Genomic DNA, 16,846 nt, shown 5'->3' with positions numbered 1-16,846 from the left:
TACCTGGAAACCGTATGCGTTTGGATAAGTACCTTTGTGAAAGCACCGATCTGACACGTTCGCAGGCCCGCTTGGTGCTGGGCAGTGGAGAAGTGACCGTCAATGGCGAAGTGATCAAGCGCGGCACGCATGTGGTGCGCGATGGGGATGATGTGCGCTGGGAAGACGATAAGCTCAACCTGATCGGCTTGCGCTACATCATGCTGAACAAGCCGGCCGGCTACGAATGCAGCTTGCGCAACAGCCAGCATCTTCCGGTGATGGATCTGCTGGACGTAGATAAACGAGACCGTCTACATACTGTGGGCAGGCTAGATGTAGACACCACAGGACTGATTCTGATTACCGATGATGGGCAGTGGACTCACCGCATCATTTCGCCTCGTCACCGTTGCGACAAGGTTTACCTTGCCACACTGGCAGAACCCCTGCCTGACAACGCCGAAGATTTGTTCACGGCCGGAATACAGCTGGAGGGCGAAGACAAGCCTACGCTGCCCGCTGTGCTTGAACGGGTCGACGAACTCACCGCACGCCTGACCATACAGGAAGGTAAATACCACCAAGTCAGGCGCATGTTTGCATCCTTGGGCAACCATGTGCTTGCCCTGCACCGTGAGCGTATCGGGTCGCTTGCCCTGGATGCTGATCTGCAGCCAGGAGAATCACGTTACCTGACTCCTGCCGAGGTGTCTGACCTGGCTCAGGTGGGCGAAAATTAGCCGGCTACGTGCTGCTTATAGATAATCAGCAGCACGCTACAGCCTATTTAGGCGCCGACCTTATTCTCCAGGCGGCCAATGCCGGTCACTTCAATGGTGACCACATCGCCTCGTTTGAGAAAACGAGGCGGATTAAAGCCTATACCTACTCCTTCCGGCGTGCCTGTGGCAATAATGTCGCCGGGTATCAGGCTGATGCCGGCAGAGAGCGTTTCGATCAAAGTAGGAATGTCAAAAATAAGGTCTCGGGTATTAGCATCTTGGCGTAGCTCGCCATTGACCCAGCACTTTAGATCGAGATTTCCTCCATTGAGTTCATCGGCGGTCACAGCGACGGGGCCTAAAGGGGCGAAGGTGTCGAAAGACTTAGCCATATGCCATTGCTTGTGGCGCTTTTGCCAGTCGCGTGCCGTCACATCATTCACGATGGTGTAGCCCCACACGTGATCCAGGGCATTTTCTTTAGCGATGCCGCGGCCACCCTTGCCAATAATAATAGCGAGCTCCGCCTCATAGTCGACAGCGTCGCTGACGCCTGCGGCATCCCAGATGGGTTCTCCGTGTGCGATAACCGTTTGTGGGGTCTTGGAAAAGATAATGGGGGCGGAAGGAATGGCATCGGCGGCAGTCTGACCCGCATCAAAGCCACTTTTTGTGAACTCCTGTGCATGGTTGCTATAGTTTTTACCTACGCAAAAAAGGTTACGGGCAGGTCTTGGAATGGGAGCAAGCAGTTGCACCGAAGCTATATCCAGAGCCGCTTCATCGGTCTTTAACGAGTTTAGCGCTACAGCGCTTTTGATTAGGTCGACCAAGTCAGAGACCTCCCGGCCGTCGGGATACGACAGCGGCAGTACTTCTCCGTCGGCTTTAAGCTGTCCAATGCGGGTTTGACCAGATTCAGTACGAAAAGCGAGTAATTTCATGGCTAATCCAATGTTGTAGTAATAGCTGGTTTGAATCCTGTTGCTATGTCACCTCAGGATTACACGAGGAAAAGAAAGAGTCTTGCGCCCTGCACCCCGGGGGAGCAGGGCGGGAGGGCCGACCTTACTTAGCCATTTCCTGTCGGCGGAAGCGGTCCAGAATGACGGCCACAATGATCACGATACCGATGGCAAGCATCTGGAAGTAAGACGACACACCAATCATATTCATCACATTGGAAAGCATGCCCAATACGGTGACACCACAGATGACCTCGAACATGCCACCTCGGCCGCCCGTCAGGGCAACCCCGCCCAGCACCACGGCGGCCAGCGCCTGCAGGGTGATTTCAGGTGCAGCAATAGGTTGAGCCGAGCTGGTCCATGCCGTCACGACCATGGCGGCAATACCCGCACATAAGCCGCTGAATGCATAGACGAGCAAAGTGAACCAGCGCACATTAATGCCCGACTTGTGCGCAGCGGCCGAGTTGGAGCCAATCGCATAGACATAGCGGCCAAAAATAGTCTTACGCAAAATAATGGCGCCAAGGGCAGTGGTCAAGATACCTATCCATACTACGACTGGAAGGTACAGGAACCGCGTATAGCCAACAAAGTCGATAAAAGCGGGGGCGATATTGTAAATAGGGGTGCCCTTTACCAGCATCAGTGCAATGGCTTGAGCAACTGAGAGCATCCCTAAGGTCACCACCAGGGGACTCGTTCGCAAATAGGCAATGATGACGCCGTTGAGTAAACCTACCGCGACACCCGTAGCCAGCATGGCGCCAACTCCAGCTGCTACCCCTGCATCTTGCATCACTAATGCGCCAACCACACCGGCCAGTGACAGAACGGCCCCCATGGATAAATCCAGACCGCCACTGATGATGGCAAAGGATTGGCCCACAGCAATGATAAGTAAAGGCATGAGCTGAATGGCGAGATTGGCGAGGTTGGCGGCTGAGGCGAATCGTGGTTCGACAATGGCTGCGCCGACGCCTAGAAGGACGATAAAGGCAGGCAATATAAGCTGTCTGCCCACATTGGCAATATCAATTTTTTTGTACCGGCAGACTGCTTATGTTTCTGCTGAGGTACTTTGCTCATCATGGCAGTCATGTCAGTGCTCCTTGCTCTATTTCCAGCCGCTGGCCTGGACCGTCGCCCAGAATGTCGAAGATAATGTCGGCTTGATCGTCGGTGGTTGGATGCTCATAACAATTGACGATGTGTCCGTGAAACATGGTATAGACCACGTCAGCCAGAGCCAGGATTTCGCTGATATCGCTGCTGACCAGCAATATGCTTAGTCCACTTTCATGCACGGTCCGGCGCAATATGTCGTGGATGGCCAGTTTTGCACCGATGTCGATGCCTGCTGATGGCTCTTCCAGCACTATTAAATCGCGAGCCTGTGACAGGGTTCGCCCAATCAATACTTTTTGCTGATTGCCACCGCTGAGCGAGGTGATTTCCATTTCGGAGGAAGCGCACTTTACGTTTAGCTCGTCAATTTTGCGTAAGGTGATTTGATCCTCTTCTTCGGCGTGAATCCACCCCCAGTGAGAGAGTGCGCTTAAGTGAGACAGGTTGATGTTCTCTTTTACCGACCGGTCGGGGAGTATGCCTTGTGCTCGTTTAGGTGCCAGGTAGGAGACTCCATGTTGCAGCGCTTTATAGGGCGCCCGGGGCTTGTAGGGTTTACCGTGTAGCCAGATCGAAAGTTCGGGGGCGTTGTCCAGTCCTACGAATGAGCGGGCGACTCTTTGGTTGCCGCAGCCTACCACTCCATAAAGAGCAATAATTTTGCCTTTGGGTATTTCAATCGGAGCATGGTCGCCCCGTTTATCAAGCAGGCCTTTCAGACTGATGAGAGGCTCGTTGCTGTTCGTCTCTTTAGTGGCGGCATCAGTGCGTGCCATGCTTCGTTTGCCGCAGAGCTTCTCGAGCAGATCGGCTTGTGCTATTTCTTTACTCATCGCGAATGAATCCACAACCTCGCCATTTTTGAGAAGGGTGACGTGATCTCCGATCTCAAGTACATCGTCTACATGATGGGTCACCAATACAAATGCCATGCCCTTTGCTTTAAGCTGTTTCAGTACGCAGAACAAACGCTCTTTCTCGACGGCATTCAGGGTAGCGGTTGGCTCATCAAGTACGACCAGGCGAGGGTTAGACGATAGGGCCTTGGCCACTTCAATAAGCTGGCGCTGCCCGGCAGCCAAGGTGCCTATACAGGTATCCGGTGATACGTTTAATCCAAAGAGCTGTAATTGTTCTATGCAGTGTTCTCGCTCTTCGGAACGGCGCAGGCTGGACCAGGGGTGCCTGCTTTGTTCTCGTCCCAGGCTGAGGTTTTCGGCTACGCTCAGGTCATCAACCAGAGAGAGCTCTTGGTAGGCAAGCGTGACCCCCAGGTCTCGGACTGCATCGAGACCGCTATTTGTGATGGGCTTGCCATTCAATAGAATTTTGCCCTCATCAGCCTCAATCAGGCCGGCAAGTATTTTTCCTAAAGTGGATTTGCCTGCGCCGTTTTCCCCCAGCAGGCAATGCACTTCTCCAGCGCAAACAGACAGCGATGCGCCAGTCAGAGCCCGGGTCGCACCAAAGCGGCGAGAAAGCTTACGTATTTCGACTAACGGTACCATTGGTTCCTCCTAGAGAAAGCAACAGGCAGAGCGCATTTTTGCTACGCTCTGCTGCGACTGGCTAGCGCATAATTGCCGATGCATCCCAATCGGCAGGAGGGAGATCTGTATCGTAAACAGGGAAGGTGTCGACGTTGGATTCCAGAATGGGAGTGGTAGGTGTCAGTACGTAGGGGTAGGGGAGGTAGTCATCGTTTTGAACGTTAGGCAAGGGTTTATCTTCAGCCTGGCGAATGGCGTATTGAACAATAAGCCTGCCCATGAGGATGCCGGGCTCTGAGACACTGGCATAAATCTGGCCGCGTTTGATGAGTGGCAAGACCTCGGGTACGAGAGCGCTGGTCAGGACTTTGACGTCACGATTCATTTGTCGCGCCGCTTGTGCCGCGCCCATGCCGAGTGAAACCTGAGGCGTAAAAATAGCGTTGATTTCGGACTGTCTGAGCAAAAGATCAGAAGCCTGGGTAAGGCCATTTTGCAGTGTCAAACCGCTGCTGAAAGAAGCGTCCGTGACTTTTGTACCAGGGCATTTTTGTGAAAGCGTTTCTTTGAATGCCTCATGCCTGAGCCGCGCCCACTCGGCACCTGCAGGGCCAGGCAATGCCAGCACTTGCGCCTTGTCGTCTGCTTCGCACAATACTTCCGCCAACTGTTGACCAATACCAGCGTCATCCTGTGTTACCCCCAAGGAAATGTTGGGACTGTTCACAGGGATACCGACGGCCATGACGTTAATACCCGCCCGTTGCAAATCTCTGATGGCCGGGTCGAAGCCATTGAATGCACTCGCACCCAGTACGGCGACATCGACGCCCAGAGTTTTGAAAGTAGAGAGATGGGCAAACTGTTCCCGTACGTTTCCATAAGCACCAGCGACGAAAACGCGTTCAAGTTTTACATTGGATCGTTTGGCTTCATCCTGAATGCCATAGGTGATGCCTCGCCAGAAGTCGTCGTTCAGATGTACAACAGATAGGCCGATTGTCAGGGGTTTGGTCGCAACCAGAGGTTCGACGATGCCCATCAGACGGTCAGAGTCTTGTGCCATCGCAGTTCCGCCTTGCAGCATCATGCCGACGGCAAAGGTGGCGAGCGACAGTTTCTTTAAGCCGCTAAGCAGTGTACTCATGTTTGTCTCCATTATTTTAATAGTGTATGGATGAGAGCTAAGTCTATGTTGCGTAAGAGATATACCCCATTCCACATATCCATTCGATTACTGGCTCGTATCCCAGGACTCTTGCCGGCTTTCCATGCATGGCTCCCATGACTGCCATCCAGTTCAGAATCTCGTGGCCTCCATGCCCCCTTTCTCTTCTATCTCTTCATAGGTCAGGCCTTTAAGGTAGGCAACATCGCCGCGTCCAAAGGCATCCATGATTTCCCGATCCCATTCGACGTTGACAAGTGGGTGCTCTGAGTTCAGGGGTACTGATTCTGTGCAGCCATCCTGACCTCATACTCACACAGGTCTTCATAAAGATGAGGGTCTTCCAGCAGCACCTGTTTACCTTCTGTCTGGTACCGTTTCATGCGCTGTAGAAACTCGTCATCTTCAGGGCTTTCGCTTGTCCAGACGGGCGGCCAGTGGGATAGGCCACCAGTTGCCAGAAACGCGATGCGCATGTCTGATGGATAGGCCTCTACGATGCGACGTATAGCTTCCCCCAAAGCATAAGCGCGGCTGGTTGTTGTTAAGGGTGGAGAGAAAACGTTGGTAAAGACGGGAAGAACGGGAATATCAAACTGAGGCCGGATTAACTTCAGAGGCGTCATCAGGTTGTTGCCATATTCGATTTCACCCATGCGAGCGACGTCGAAACCATCTTTTATCAGTTCGCGAAGAAGGGTCTCACCGAGTTCAGGGTCGCTGGCGATGGTTTCCTTCTTCGTCATGCCCAGTGCTTTAATCATGTAATCGGCAGGGCCCGCATGGCTTTGAGCAATGCCGATTGCAAAAGTAGGCATGAGATTGCGAAAGTGGTTTTCGAAGTGATCATCCAAGAAGGCAATGATCAGATCGGGTGCAGCCTCTTCTAGTTGCTGGGCCAATTCTGCGTGAATGCTTTCCAGGCGGCCACGCATGCCGGGTTCCGGAGCCTCTGGCCAGCCTGTGGCGCCTGGGGCATGCGACATGCTGATTGCCGCGACTATTTTTGCCATTGTTTTATCTCCTTCTTAATTAGTATTGCCAGATCGTTTTTTCGGGCTTGTCTATGTTCTTTTAGCCGTTTCGGCCATAGGCAATAGCCTCAACCTCCAGCAGGAAATCCTCTTTGACGAGGCGGTCTACAACCAATAGCGTGTTTGGCGGAAAGAGTTCGCCTTCAAACAGGGTGGGGAACACTTCAGAGCGGAGTTTCATGAAGCTTTCAATGTGCTGTGAGTGCACCAGGAAAGTGTTGAAGCGGACAATATCGTTAAAGTCCAACCCCAGCCCTCGCAGCACATCACCCATATTGTTAAAGATTTGACGAAACTGGGCCTCAAAGTCATTTTTTCCTACCACGCCGCCGTCGTCGCCAACGGCCAGCTGTCCGGCAATAAAATGAAGCGGCACGCCTGGAATACGAGCGGTGTGTGCGTACAGGCCCTGTGCCTGGCAGGCTCCTTCAGGGTTGATGTATTTCACTCTTTCTGTACTTGTGGTCATTGTTGACTCCTCTTGTGGTGGATCTCGTGAGTTACTGAAGAAATGCCTTCATTAGGCCGATGAGTTTTTTAGGGTGTTCCAGTGCTACCGAATGATTGCATTTAGAAAGAATGACCAGGTCGGCATTTTCAAGCTTCTCCGCCAGCTCGGAACTGGTGGAAGCAGGAATAGGCTTGTCATCACGGCCATGGATCAACAATATTTCATGGCTTAATGCAGCCAGGTCCTCATCACTCAGCGTTGAAGCGCGTACATACTGTTGCTTGTCGCCTTGGAACATGGATGAAAAATACGTTTTATAGGCGCCGTCATATAAAACCTTCTTGCGTCCTTCTATATAGGCGTCGTCAATCAGCGCATCGTCATAAACCAAGGTATGCCCGGCAGTAACGAGGTCGTCAGTGGTCTCCGGGAATGTCCAGACTATGTCCAAGGCCGGGTTTTGTTCCATTGCTGTACCCATCGTGCCTGTTGTGACGACCTTACGGATACGTGTATCGACCGAGGCCAGCTTGAGTGCAATAGCGCCAGATAGAGAATGACCGAGCACGTCAATTTGTGGTGCTTGGAAGAATTCCAGCATATGAGCCGCTTGCCTGACCCATAACTCAAAATCGAAGTAAGGAGGGGCAGGCTTACGACCACTTAGCCCGAACCCTATGAGATCAACGGCGATGACATGGAAGTGTTGACTTAAGGGTTCCAGTATCAGGCGCCAGTTCCCTTGGGTTGATGCGCCGGGGCCAGAGCCATGCAATAACAGTAGGGGAGAGCCGCTTCCGCCTTCCCAATAAGCAAGCGGTATTCCCTCGAACTCAGTTGTTTTTTGAGCCAGCATGTTGTCTCCTTGATGAGTCGTTTCGTGTTAGTATATTTATATTGTATAAAATCGTCAATCGGCAATCTTCAAAATAAAAAAGGGATAAACGATGAGTTTTGCACCCATCCTTGAGAACACCGCTTCACATGCCTCGCTGCCTGAAGTGGTGTACAGGCGTCTGCATGCCGCTATATTGAACGGCGTTTTTAAGCCAGGCCAAATGCTCCGGCAGGAAGAGCTTGCACGCAGCCTCGGGGTCAGCAGGGCACCGCTTCGCGAAGCTTTGCCCAGGCTTGAGGCTGAAGGTATTGTGGTGCAGCTCCCCAGACGAGGCTACGCCGTGGTGTCGCTGGATGCGGAGGAAATCCGGGAGATTTTTGATCTGCGCACCTTAATCGAGGTGCAAGCCGCTTCAATCGCTACAAAAAAGCGAGAACAGAAAGATGTGGAGCGAGCAAAGGATATTCTTCAGCGCATGAACGCGCTGGATGTTGTGGATAGCGAGCAGCGCGTTCAATGGTTCGTTTTGAATTCGTCTTTTCATGAGGCCTTGCTCGAACCTTCGGGGCGCCGACATTTTATTCGGGCTATAGCGAGCTTGCGGACAGCCGTTGAGCCGTATATTCGCGTAGAAATTGCCTTGACGGGAAATGTGCACGCCGCCAATTGTGAGCATGAAGAGATGGTTGATGCGTTTGAAAAGCAGGAGGTTGAGCGAATGGAGCTGCTCACCCGCCTGCATATAGAGCACACTGCTCAGCGCTTGCTCACCGGCCTGGAAAATAGCAGGTCAACTTCTTGAGCCTGCGCTACCAACGATAGCGCAGGCTGGCCCTGATGCTGCGTTGGTAACCATACCAGCACCAGTCTTCTGAATAGCAGGAGGCAACGTATTCTTTGTTGAACAGGTTGTTGACGTTTAGGGCTACAGTCATGCCTTTCAGTGCTGGGTTGGCGCGTTCGAGATCATAGTCGAGTGCAGTATCGACCAGGGTTGCTGCTGGAACCTTAAAGGCATTATGCGTGCCACCTGAGTTGCTGCCGAGATAGCGCGCTCCGGCGGCCAGGCTTAACCCGGCCAGTGGCCCGCTTTGCCATTGATAACGGCCCCATAACGATGCCTGATGTTTAGGAATTCCATATGGCGTGGTGCCTTCCAGGCTAGGACGGCTTGGGGTAGCATTATCTTTGGTGTATTCATTGGCTATATAAGAATAGTTAGCAATCACACTCAAACCGCGAGCAAATTCACCACGCGCCTCCAGCTCAAGACCTTGCGTGCGTAATTCTCCCGTTTGCTCCTGGCAGCCAGAACCCACGCAGCCCGGAATGGTAGTCAGCATATTCTTGCGTCGGGTGTCAAAGGCAGCCACGGAATATAAGGACTTGGTGCCCGGGGGCTGAAACTTCACCCCCACCTCGTATTGTTCCCCTTCAAGAGCATCAAAGGGCTTGTTGTTGGCGTCTGTACCCGATTGCGGCTCAAATGATTCAGCATAGCTGACGTACGGAGCGATGCCGTTATCGAAGTTATAGATAAAACCGACACGGCCTGTAAAAGCCTCGGCACGAGTGGCGCTTGATGTAGGGGCCGAGGTTGTCAGGTTCGTGCCGTTGGAAAGCGTGCGCGACCAGTCGTAACGTCCGCCAAGCAATACGGAGAAACGGTCAATCTTGATCTGATCCTGCAGGTACACGCCGGTCTGGTATTGGCGCTGGTTCGTGTCGCTGATCCAGTTCAGGGAACCGATGTTTTGGTGGTAGTCAGGATTGAATATATCCAGGGGCGGGGCAGCATCAAAACTGCTGGAAAGCGTGTCCGAATTCAGATGTGCGAAATCTACGCCCGCCAAAAGAGTATGTTCTATGGCGCCCGTGGAGAATTTACCCTGTGCATGATTGTCGATCGCATAGGTGTCCATGGTGACATCGGTGCCGCCTTTTGAGCGAGTCAGCAGATTGTTGTTGCTGCCGTCAACATAACCATTGGAGTAGACCGATCGATAGATGCCCTCGGCATGCAAATAACGGGCGTTCGACCGTACGGTAAAGGCATCATTGAACCGGTGTTCGAAGTCGTAGCCCACTGAATGATTGCGTCGGTCACTCACTTCAAAGCCAGCGTCACCATCGTAGAAGTCAGGTCCCAGCTTGTGACCATCCGGAGCATCGACCAAAGTGCGAACTCTGGGCAATGAGCCGTAGGAGCCCATGTGTGGATCGCGTTGCAAGTTGGCCAATAGGGTCAGACGCGTGTCCGCGGAGGGCTGCCAGGTAAACGACGGCGCTATAAAATAACGTCGCTCTTTTGTCTCATTGAGTTGGCCATCGGACATATAACCCGATCCCGTCAGGCGGTAAAGAAACTGCCCTGATTCATCGAAAGGCCCTGAGAAATCGAAGTTGGCCCGCCGATAATCAAAGTTTCCGGCTTGTAGCTCTACTTCATTACGTGCGTCTGCTGTGGGGCGCTTGCTGATCTGGTTAACCACTCCACCGGGGCCTCCCTGTCCGAACATGACCGAGGACGGTCCCTTAAGCACATCAACCTGCTGCAGCCGGTAAGCGTCTACTTGGGGGAGAGCGTCGCGAGAGCCAAATACACGCAGACCGTCAAGAAGGGTGGTGGCGGAGAATCCGCGAACGGTGAACTGATCCAGTCGTGAGGCGGTAGCACCGCGAGTTTCAGGAGCGACGCCTGAAGTGTAGCGTAGCACTTGATTGAGGGTTTGAGCTCCTTGTTCTCGTATTTGGTCTTCGGTGATGATTGAAATCGATTGTGGAACTTCAATCAGCGGGGTGTCAGTCTTGGTGGCAGTCGATGTCTGTTCTGCAACATAGCCAATTGCTTCGTCACTTGAACCTGTCACCGTTACAGGGCTAAGCTGTGCGGCATCTTCTGCACTTTGGGCATGGGTGGGTGCTGTCGCTCCCATTGTCATTGTGAAAATAATGGCCGCCAAAGCCGTAGGCCGGCTGACATGGTTGAGCAACATCAACATGCTTTGCTTCTCCGAAATCTTTATAGTGTTATGGACAACTCTTATGAATAATAATTGTTCTCATTATGCTTCTTATTCTCAAATGTGATGGTATGATTTTGCAACCTTATTTTTCGGACGGCCAATATGTCGGGTCTTATCGGGGGTCCCACTCTGCAGTGGCGTTGTTTTCACGTGTCGTAGCCGCGTTGTTTGGTGGCTATGGCTTGGCTGCGCTTAGCAGTATTGCTGCCGTGGCCTTGCCGATTGCTCGCAGCGAGGCTGTTTTTGTTGGCATGTTAGGCAGCTTTATCGTGTATGCAGGCGCTGTCGTGTGGGTGTTTGCTGTAAAAACCGCCGTGCGCGCCTGGCTTGGCTTGCTGGTAGTCGCCTTGCCATTGGGGCTGGCCGCCTGGCCGGTGTGGGCGCGCTGACTATTATGGCAATGAACACCTCCCCTAAGGCAGCTACTGCCGGTGTCGCTGGGCGCAAAGTCGCTAAAGCGCCTGGCATTCGCCAGACCATGTCGAATCTGCATATTTGGACAGGTCTGCTTGCAGGCTGGATACTCTACGCCATGTTTCTGACAGGTACCGTCAGCTACTTTCGGGATGAGATTTCGCAATGGATGCGACCTGAGGTGCCATCACAGTCTCAGCTGGCTGATGCCGCCGATTTGGCGCCACGCCTGATTTCAACTATGCAAACGCTGGCGCCTGCAAGCCCACAATGGGGCATCAGGTTGCCCGATGCCCGTAACAATACCGCCAGTGCTTTCTGGCGTGATGACAAGCGTTTTCAACGAGCTACCTTTGATCCTGCTACGGCGCAGCCTCTTACGTTGCGTGAGTCTATAGGTGGAGAGTTTTTCTATCGTTTCCATTTCCAGTTGCATTTCCTGCCTGTTTTGTGGGGGCGATGGATTGCCGGGCTGTGCGGTATGTTCATGCTGGTTGCCATCATCAGCGGTGTCATTACGCATAAAAAAATCTTCATTGATTTCTTTACATTCAGGCGGGGTAAAGGCCAACGCTCATGGCTTGATGCGCATAATGCCCTTTCAGTGCTGGGCCTGCCATTCCACTTAATGATTACCTATACCGGGCTGGTCACGTTGATGTTGCTATATATGCCGTGGGGTAGCGACGTCGCCTTTAGAGAGGCTGCGCAACGTCAGGCCATGCAAACCGAGCTGAGCGCGTTTGTGAGCCCCGATCATCCGAGTGGAGAAAAGGCGACGCTGGCACCCGTTTCAGTCATGGTTCAACAGGCGCAGGAGCGCTGGGGGCGTGACGGTATTGGCAATATCAATGTCAATAACCCGGGTGATGCTGCGGCGAGGGTGATCGTGGTGCGCGCCGATGACGCTCGCGTCTCGTCTAGCCCGCAATACATGATGTTCGATGGCACTAACGGGGAATTGCTGCAAACCAAAGATCGTGTAGGCCCCGCAGCAGAGACACGTGGTGTGCTGTACGCATTGCATTTGGGACGTTTTGCCGATTACCCCTTGCGCTGGCTGTACTTTCTGGTGAGTCTGGCAGGAACTGCCATGGTGGGAACAGGCCTGGTTTTGTGGACAGTGAAACGGCGTGCCCGGCTACCTGATCCGGCAAGGCCTTATTTGGGTTTCCGCTTGGTAGAGAAGCTCAATATTGTGAGCATTGCCGGGCTGTCCGTGGCAATGAGCGCGTTTTTTGGGGGAATCGACTGTTGTCCGCAACACTCGTGGATCGCAGAGGCTGGGAAGTTGACTTGCTCTTCATCGTATGGGGGGTGACGTTGCTTTACGCACTGATACGCCCCGCAAAACGGGCCTGGATCGAATTGTTGTGGCTGGCTGCTGCACTCCTGGCATTGCTGCCGCTTCTCAATAGTTTCACTACTGAGCGCAACCTCTTAAACAGCATCCTTGCCGGAGACTGGTTGTTTGCGGGTTTTGATCTGACTTGTTTGGCTTTTGCCGGGCTTCATGCTTGTCTGGCCATACGTACTCAACAGCATCGGCCCAAAGTGAGGGCGGCGATTATTAAGCCTAAAGCAACACCTCCAGCTGGAAAAGAGCTTCGGAGTAACGCTGTACGGGATGGGCATGCCGCCACCACAGCAGAGCCGCGACCATGAGTTATATTTGCATACTACTGCTGTGTTTCATGGCCTTTGTCTGTTTGGCGTTAACGATGGAGCGTCATCAGGACGCCGTGTTTGAACGTCAGCTGGCTCCGGGCATGACAAAGATGCTGCGCACAGCAGGCTGGTTCTGGCTTGCTGTTTCATTGATAGTGGCATTACGCCAGCCCTTATGGGTCGAAGGGCTGGTTGCCTGGTTTGGGTGTCTTAGCGCAGGGGCAGCTTTGGTTTTTTTGCTTTGCTGCTAATGGGGCGTATACAGAAGACTTGACACTACAAAAGTAACGAAGCTACGAAAACCTTTGTACCCAGAAAAACAAAAAGCCCAATCAAAAGATTGGGCTAGATGATTTTTGGTGGCCTTGGGCGGAATCGAACCACCGACACAAGGATTTTCAATCCTCTGCTCTACCGACTGAGCTACAAGGCCACGAAAGATAGAACTATAACATAAACTGCAATTTTGTCAACGCTTCACAACAAAACTTTCGTTTTTTTAGGTTTAGAAGCAAAGATATCACTAAGTGGGCGTTGATATTTCAGTTATTGGCTAGCGGCGATTATAATCAGGAGTGCTTAAATTTTCTACACCTGAATTTTTAGGCATAATATCTAGTGTGGGATCACTGTGCGCTGCCCTTAGCGACATCAGTATCACACAGTAGTGCTCTAAGGGGCTAGCCAGTTAATCATGTCAGTAGATGTTCTAACTTTCGGTCTTAATCATGTCTCCGCACCCGTGGCGGTGCGTGAGCGTGTGTCTTTTCCAATGGATGTTGTGCGTCCTGCACTCGAGGGCCTGCGTTCTGCATTCGGAAGCGGCGTACGCGAAGCGGCCATACTCTCTACCTGTAATCGCACTGAAATTTACTGTGCGGCTGAGCCGCACGTAATCGAGCGCCTGCCCGACTGGATGGCAGATTTCAATAGCTTGAAATCTGGCGACTTAACGCCACATCTGTATCGCTATCAACAAAATGATGCTGTTCGTCATGCTTTCCGGGTGGCCAGCGGACTTGACTCGATGGTGCTGGGCGAGCCCCAGATTCTTGGGCAAATGAAAGACGCCGTACGGGTGGCCGAGCAGGCAGGGGCACTGGGCACGTTGCTGCATCAACTGTTTCAGCGTACTTTTTCCGTTGCCAAGGAAGTGCGCTCACACACGGCTATAGGCGCACATTCTGTGTCCATGGCGGCCGCGGCGGTTCGCCTGGCCGAGCGTGTATTCGGTGATCTCTCTGACGCCAATGTACTCTTCATTGGCGCAGGTGAAATGATTGAACTTTGTGCCACGCACTTCGCTGCAGTAGGCCCCAAGAATATTTGTGTGGCTAACCGCAGCATTGAACGTGCCGAGGTTCTGGCGAATCGTTTTTCTGCACAAACCATGCGGTTGTCCGATTTGCCTGACCGTATCGAGCAGTACGATGTCATCGTTTCCTGTACGGCCAGCTCCTTGCCCATATTGGGTCTGGGGATGGTCGAACGTGCTATTCGTGCCCGTCGTCACCGACCTGTGGTCATGGTTGACCTGGCTGTTCCCCGTGACATCGAGCCCGAAGTAGCTCGCTTGTCCGATGTTTACTTATATTCTGTTGATGACCTCGGTCGTGTAGTGCAGCGTGGCACCGATGCACGCAAGGCGGCGGTGGTTCAGGCCGAAGCTATTATCGATACGCAGGTGCAAAATTTTATGCACTGGCTGTACACTCGTGAAATTGTGCCTGCGCTGGTTGATGTGCAGCAGAATGCTGAGCAAGTCAGTCAGTTCGAACTCGAACGCGCAAAGCGTCTGCTGGCTCGAGGCGAGTCTCCCGATGACGTGCTGCAATGGCTGGCGCACAGCCTGACTCAAAAGTATTTGCACGGGCCCATGGCCGAACTGAATCGCAGCGAAGGCCCGCAGCGCGAGCAGTTGCTCGAAATGTTGCCACGCCTCTTGCCTACGACCTCTCGTCGTCGTTAGCGACGCTCGTCGCTACTACTTCCTGCGTGGGCCATTTTTGTCAGCGCAGCGATCCTCTTATCTTTATCCCATTTTCCGAACCCCTCTATGAAAGACTCTATGCGCAATCGGTTAGAGCGTCTGGCTCACCGGCTTATCGAACTGGATGCTTTGCTGTCTGAACCCGAAATTGCATCGGATATGGACAGCTATCGCAAGTTGACGCGCGAACGGGCTGAGCTCGATCCGGTGGTGGCGGTATTTAATTTGTATGTTTCCACCGAGGGTGACTTGGGCGCTGCCCAGGAGATGATGAAAGACGATGAAATGCGCGAGATGGGCGAAGAAGAGTTTCGTATCGCCAAAGATCGTATCGTCAAGCTCGAAGATGAGCTGCAAGTGCTGCTGTTGCCTAAAGATCCCGATGATAGCCGTAGTGTTTACCTGGAAATTCGTGCTGGTGCCGGTGGTGATGAAAGTGCTATTTTTACCGGTGACCTGTTGCGCATGTATTCGCGTTACGCCGAACAGCAGGGGTGGCGGGTAGAGCTTATCTCCTCTAGTGATTCCGAGATGGGGGGCTATAAAGAGGTGATTGCACGCATAGAAGGTGATGGCGTTTACGGTCAGTTGAAATTCGAGTCAGGAACCCATCGCGTTCAGCGCGTTCCCGAAACTGAGGCACAGGGAAGGGTGCATACCTCTACCTCTACCGTGGCGATTATGCCCGAGGCTGATGAAGCCAGTGATATTGTGATTAACAGCGCTGATTTGCGCATAGACACGTTCCGCGCCAGCGGCGCCGGTGGGCAGCACGTCAATAAAACGGATTCAGCAGTACGCATTACTCACTTGCCTACGGGGTTGGTTGTAGAGTGCCAGGACGACCGTTCGCAGCACCGTAACCGAGACAAGGCCATGCAGGTGCTTGCGGCTCGCTTAAAAGATAAGCAGTTGAGTGAAATGCAAGAAAAAGAGGCGGATCAGCGCCGTAGCCTCGTGGGTACGGGTGATCGATCCGAGCGCATACGTACTTATAATTATCCACAGGGGCGCGTTACCGACCACCGTATTAACCTTACTTTGTATAAGCTGGGCTACATCATGGAAGGCGATCTGGATGAGCTGATCAACGCATTGCTTTCTGAGTATCAGGCGGATCAATTGGCTGCGTTGGCCCTGGCCTGATGTTCACCTTGCAACAGCTGCAGCGGATCTCGCCTCTGCCGCGTCTTGAACAAAACATGCTTTGGGAGCACGTGCTTGGCGTTAGCCGTGTCTGGCTCATTACTCACGATACTGATGAGCTCTCTGCCGAGTCCGTAGCTCGCTATCACGAGCTTGAGCGCCGTAGGTTGAGCGGCGAGCCTATGGCTTATCTGATTGGCTGGCGTGAGTTCATGGGTCACCGCTTTTCGGTAAGCCCCGATGTGCTGATTCCGCGTCCAGATACCGAAACGCTGGTCGAGCAGGCCCTGGATGCTATTGACGGTGTAGAAGCCCCCGGGTGCTTGATCTGGGCACGGGCAGCGGCGCGATTGCGATTTCTATAGCGCTAGCACGACCGGACGCGTTGGTAGTAGCCAGTGATTACAGTGGTGCTGCCTTGGGCGTAGCGCAAAAAAACGCCCACGATCTTTGTGGGAAAGTCGAGTTTTTAGCGGGTAGTTGGTACGATGTACTGAATGGCCATGCGCCTTTCCATCTAATCGTTTCCAATCCTCCATATATTGCTCATGACGATCAGCATCTGCAGCAGGGCGATGTGCGTTTTGAGCCTTCGGAAGCCCTGACAGACGGTGCTACCGGATTGTGTGATTTGCAAGTAATAATCAGCGGGGCTGCCGCTAACCTATTGCCAAAGGGGCAGCTCTGGGTAGAACATGGATGGGATCAGGCGGCGCAGGTGCGGCAAATGCTGCGTCAAGCCGGGTATTCCGCCGTTAGCAGTAAGCAAGATCTGGCCGGTATCGAACGGGTGTCGGGCGGAACACATTAATTTTTTCTAT

General features: G+C 52.9%; 16 protein-coding genes, 1 tRNA gene and 1 pseudogene. 9 read left to right on the top strand and 9 right to left on the bottom strand.

Going from position 1 to position 16,846, the window contains the following annotated elements:
• The first annotated feature begins 14 nt into the window (after positions 1 to 14).
• Positions 15 to 722 (top strand): pseudouridine synthase, encoded by a 708-nt coding sequence (locus tag L1889_RS13285; RefSeq protein WP_238665502.1) that lies wholly within the window; start codon positions 15 to 17, stop codon positions 720 to 722.
• Positions 723 to 769: 47 nt separating this feature from the next.
• On the opposite strand, the gene L1889_RS13280 is transcribed toward L1889_RS13285, so the two are convergent.
• The 7 genes from L1889_RS13280 to L1889_RS13250 form a co-directional block, all read right to left on the bottom strand.
• Positions 770 to 1,648 carry a fumarylacetoacetate hydrolase family protein gene (locus tag L1889_RS13280; RefSeq protein WP_238665501.1) on the bottom strand — a complete coding sequence of 293 codons (879 nt, stop codon included), beginning with the start codon at positions 1,646 to 1,648 and terminating at the stop codon, positions 770 to 772.
• 124 nt (positions 1,649 to 1,772) lie between these two features.
• Positions 1,773 to 2,696 (bottom strand): ABC transporter permease, encoded by a 924-nt coding sequence (locus tag L1889_RS13275; protein WP_238665500.1) that lies wholly within the window; start codon positions 2,694 to 2,696, stop codon positions 1,773 to 1,775.
• 73 nt (positions 2,697 to 2,769) lie between these two features.
• Entirely contained in the window at positions 2,770 to 4,308 is a 1,539-nt protein-coding gene (locus L1889_RS13270) for a sugar ABC transporter ATP-binding protein (RefSeq protein WP_238665499.1), read from the bottom strand.
• A 61-nt stretch (positions 4,309 to 4,369) separates the two neighbouring features.
• Complete coding sequence (locus L1889_RS13265) at positions 4,370 to 5,437, bottom strand: substrate-binding domain-containing protein (RefSeq protein WP_238665498.1); 1,068 nt, start codon at positions 5,435 to 5,437, stop codon at positions 4,370 to 4,372.
• A gap of 293 nt (positions 5,438 to 5,730) precedes the next feature.
• Positions 5,731 to 6,471 carry a DODA-type extradiol aromatic ring-opening family dioxygenase gene (locus L1889_RS13260; protein ID WP_238665497.1) on the bottom strand — a complete coding sequence of 247 codons (741 nt, stop codon included), beginning with the start codon at positions 6,469 to 6,471 and terminating at the stop codon, positions 5,731 to 5,733.
• 61 nt (positions 6,472 to 6,532) lie between these two features.
• A complete protein-coding gene (locus L1889_RS13255) occupies positions 6,533 to 6,961 on the bottom strand; it encodes a RidA family protein (protein WP_238665496.1) in 429 nt (142 codons plus the stop codon).
• Positions 6,962 to 6,992: 31 nt separating this feature from the next.
• Positions 6,993 to 7,799: an alpha/beta fold hydrolase gene (locus L1889_RS13250; RefSeq protein WP_238665495.1), complete on the bottom strand. Its 807-nt coding sequence runs from the start codon at positions 7,797 to 7,799 to the stop codon at positions 6,993 to 6,995.
• A gap of 91 nt (positions 7,800 to 7,890) precedes the next feature.
• Between L1889_RS13250 and L1889_RS13245 the strand changes: the two genes are divergently transcribed.
• On the top strand, positions 7,891 to 8,583 hold the full coding sequence (locus tag L1889_RS13245; RefSeq protein ID WP_238665494.1) for a GntR family transcriptional regulator: 693 nt from the start codon (positions 7,891 to 7,893) through the stop codon (positions 8,581 to 8,583).
• A gap of 7 nt (positions 8,584 to 8,590) precedes the next feature.
• Here the strand turns inward: L1889_RS13245 and L1889_RS13240 are convergent, their stop codons facing one another.
• Positions 8,591 to 10,723, bottom strand: a complete 2,133-nt coding sequence (locus tag L1889_RS13240) for a TonB-dependent siderophore receptor (RefSeq protein ID WP_238665941.1) — start codon at positions 10,721 to 10,723, stop codon at positions 8,591 to 8,593.
• A 152-nt stretch (positions 10,724 to 10,875) separates the two neighbouring features.
• On the opposite strand from L1889_RS13240, the gene L1889_RS13235 reads away from it, so the two are divergent.
• From L1889_RS13235 to L1889_RS13225, 4 genes are read left to right on the top strand one after another with little or no spacing between them, the layout of a single operon-like run.
• The gene (locus L1889_RS13235; protein ID WP_238665493.1) at positions 10,876 to 11,196 is read left to right on the top strand and encodes a DUF3649 domain-containing protein; all 321 of its coding nucleotides are present in this window, start codon (positions 10,876 to 10,878) and stop codon (positions 11,194 to 11,196) included.
• Between the two features lie 5 nt (positions 11,197 to 11,201).
• Complete coding sequence (locus L1889_RS13230) at positions 11,202 to 12,542, top strand: PepSY-associated TM helix domain-containing protein (protein WP_308217640.1); 1,341 nt, start codon at positions 11,202 to 11,204, stop codon at positions 12,540 to 12,542.
• Entirely contained in the window at positions 12,518 to 12,886 is a 369-nt protein-coding gene (locus L1889_RS18860) for a hypothetical protein (RefSeq protein ID WP_308217639.1), read from the top strand. Before L1889_RS13230 ends, L1889_RS18860 begins: the two co-directional genes overlap by 25 nt.
• Complete coding sequence (locus L1889_RS13225; RefSeq protein WP_257793906.1) at positions 12,883 to 13,140, top strand: DUF3325 domain-containing protein; 258 nt, start codon at positions 12,883 to 12,885, stop codon at positions 13,138 to 13,140. Before L1889_RS18860 ends, L1889_RS13225 begins: the two co-directional genes overlap by 4 nt.
• 106 nt (positions 13,141 to 13,246) lie before the next feature.
• Here the strand turns inward: L1889_RS13225 and L1889_RS13220 are convergent.
• Positions 13,247 to 13,322 (bottom strand) — tRNA-Phe (locus L1889_RS13220).
• A gap of 261 nt (positions 13,323 to 13,583) precedes the next feature.
• Between L1889_RS13220 and hemA the strand changes: the two genes are divergently transcribed.
• The 3 genes and pseudogenes from hemA (at position 13,584) to prmC (ending at position 16,836) form a co-directional block, all read left to right on the top strand.
• Positions 13,584 to 14,858: a glutamyl-tRNA reductase gene (gene hemA, locus L1889_RS13215; RefSeq protein ID WP_238665491.1), complete on the top strand. Its 1,275-nt coding sequence runs from the start codon at positions 13,584 to 13,586 to the stop codon at positions 14,856 to 14,858.
• 87 nt (positions 14,859 to 14,945) lie between these two features.
• Positions 14,946 to 16,025: a peptide chain release factor 1 gene (prfA, locus tag L1889_RS13210; protein ID WP_238665490.1), complete on the top strand. Its 1,080-nt coding sequence runs from the start codon at positions 14,946 to 14,948 to the stop codon at positions 16,023 to 16,025.
• Positions 16,025 to 16,836: pseudogene (gene prmC, locus L1889_RS13205) on the top strand (peptide chain release factor N(5)-glutamine methyltransferase). Before prfA ends, prmC begins: the two are co-directional and overlap by 1 nt.
• The last annotated feature ends 10 nt before the right edge of the window (positions 16,837 to 16,846 follow it).

This window comes from Paenalcaligenes niemegkensis, from assembly GCF_022230885.1.
Classification (GTDB): Bacteria; Pseudomonadota; Gammaproteobacteria; order Burkholderiales; family Burkholderiaceae_B; genus Paenalcaligenes; species Paenalcaligenes niemegkensis.
The sequence above is the reverse complement of the archived record's forward strand: the minus strand, read 5'-3'. Positions and strand labels throughout refer to the sequence as shown.

Coding starts and splice junctions, on each gene's coding strand:
- L1889_RS13285 (WP_238665502.1), top strand. CDS start 15: ATGCGTTTGGATAAGTACCTTTGTGAAAGCACCGATCTGACACGTTCG.
- L1889_RS13280 (WP_238665501.1), bottom strand. CDS start 1,648: ATGAAATTACTCGCTTTTCGTACTGAATCTGGTCAAACCCGCATTGGA.
- L1889_RS13270 (WP_238665499.1), bottom strand. CDS start 4,308: ATGGTACCGTTAGTCGAAATACGTAAGCTTTCTCGCCGCTTTGGTGCG.
- L1889_RS13265 (WP_238665498.1), bottom strand. CDS start 5,437: ATGAGTACACTGCTTAGCGGCTTAAAGAAACTGTCGCTCGCCACCTTT.
- L1889_RS13260 (WP_238665497.1), bottom strand. CDS start 6,471: ATGGCAAAAATAGTCGCGGCAATCAGCATGTCGCATGCCCCAGGCGCC.
- L1889_RS13255 (WP_238665496.1), bottom strand. CDS start 6,961: ATGACCACAAGTACAGAAAGAGTGAAATACATCAACCCTGAAGGAGCC.
- L1889_RS13250 (WP_238665495.1), bottom strand. CDS start 7,799: ATGCTGGCTCAAAAAACAACTGAGTTCGAGGGAATACCGCTTGCTTAT.
- L1889_RS13245 (WP_238665494.1), top strand. CDS start 7,891: ATGAGTTTTGCACCCATCCTTGAGAACACCGCTTCACATGCCTCGCTG.
- L1889_RS13240 (WP_238665941.1), bottom strand. CDS start 10,723: ATGACAATGGGAGCGACAGCACCCACCCATGCCCAAAGTGCAGAAGAT.
- L1889_RS13235 (WP_238665493.1), top strand. CDS start 10,876: ATGATTTTGCAACCTTATTTTTCGGACGGCCAATATGTCGGGTCTTAT.
- L1889_RS13230 (WP_308217640.1), top strand. CDS start 11,202: ATGGCAATGAACACCTCCCCTAAGGCAGCTACTGCCGGTGTCGCTGGG.
- L1889_RS13225 (WP_257793906.1), top strand. CDS start 12,883: ATGAGTTATATTTGCATACTACTGCTGTGTTTCATGGCCTTTGTCTGT.
- hemA (WP_238665491.1), top strand. CDS start 13,584: ATGTCAGTAGATGTTCTAACTTTCGGTCTTAATCATGTCTCCGCACCC.
- prfA (WP_238665490.1), top strand. CDS start 14,946: ATGAAAGACTCTATGCGCAATCGGTTAGAGCGTCTGGCTCACCGGCTT.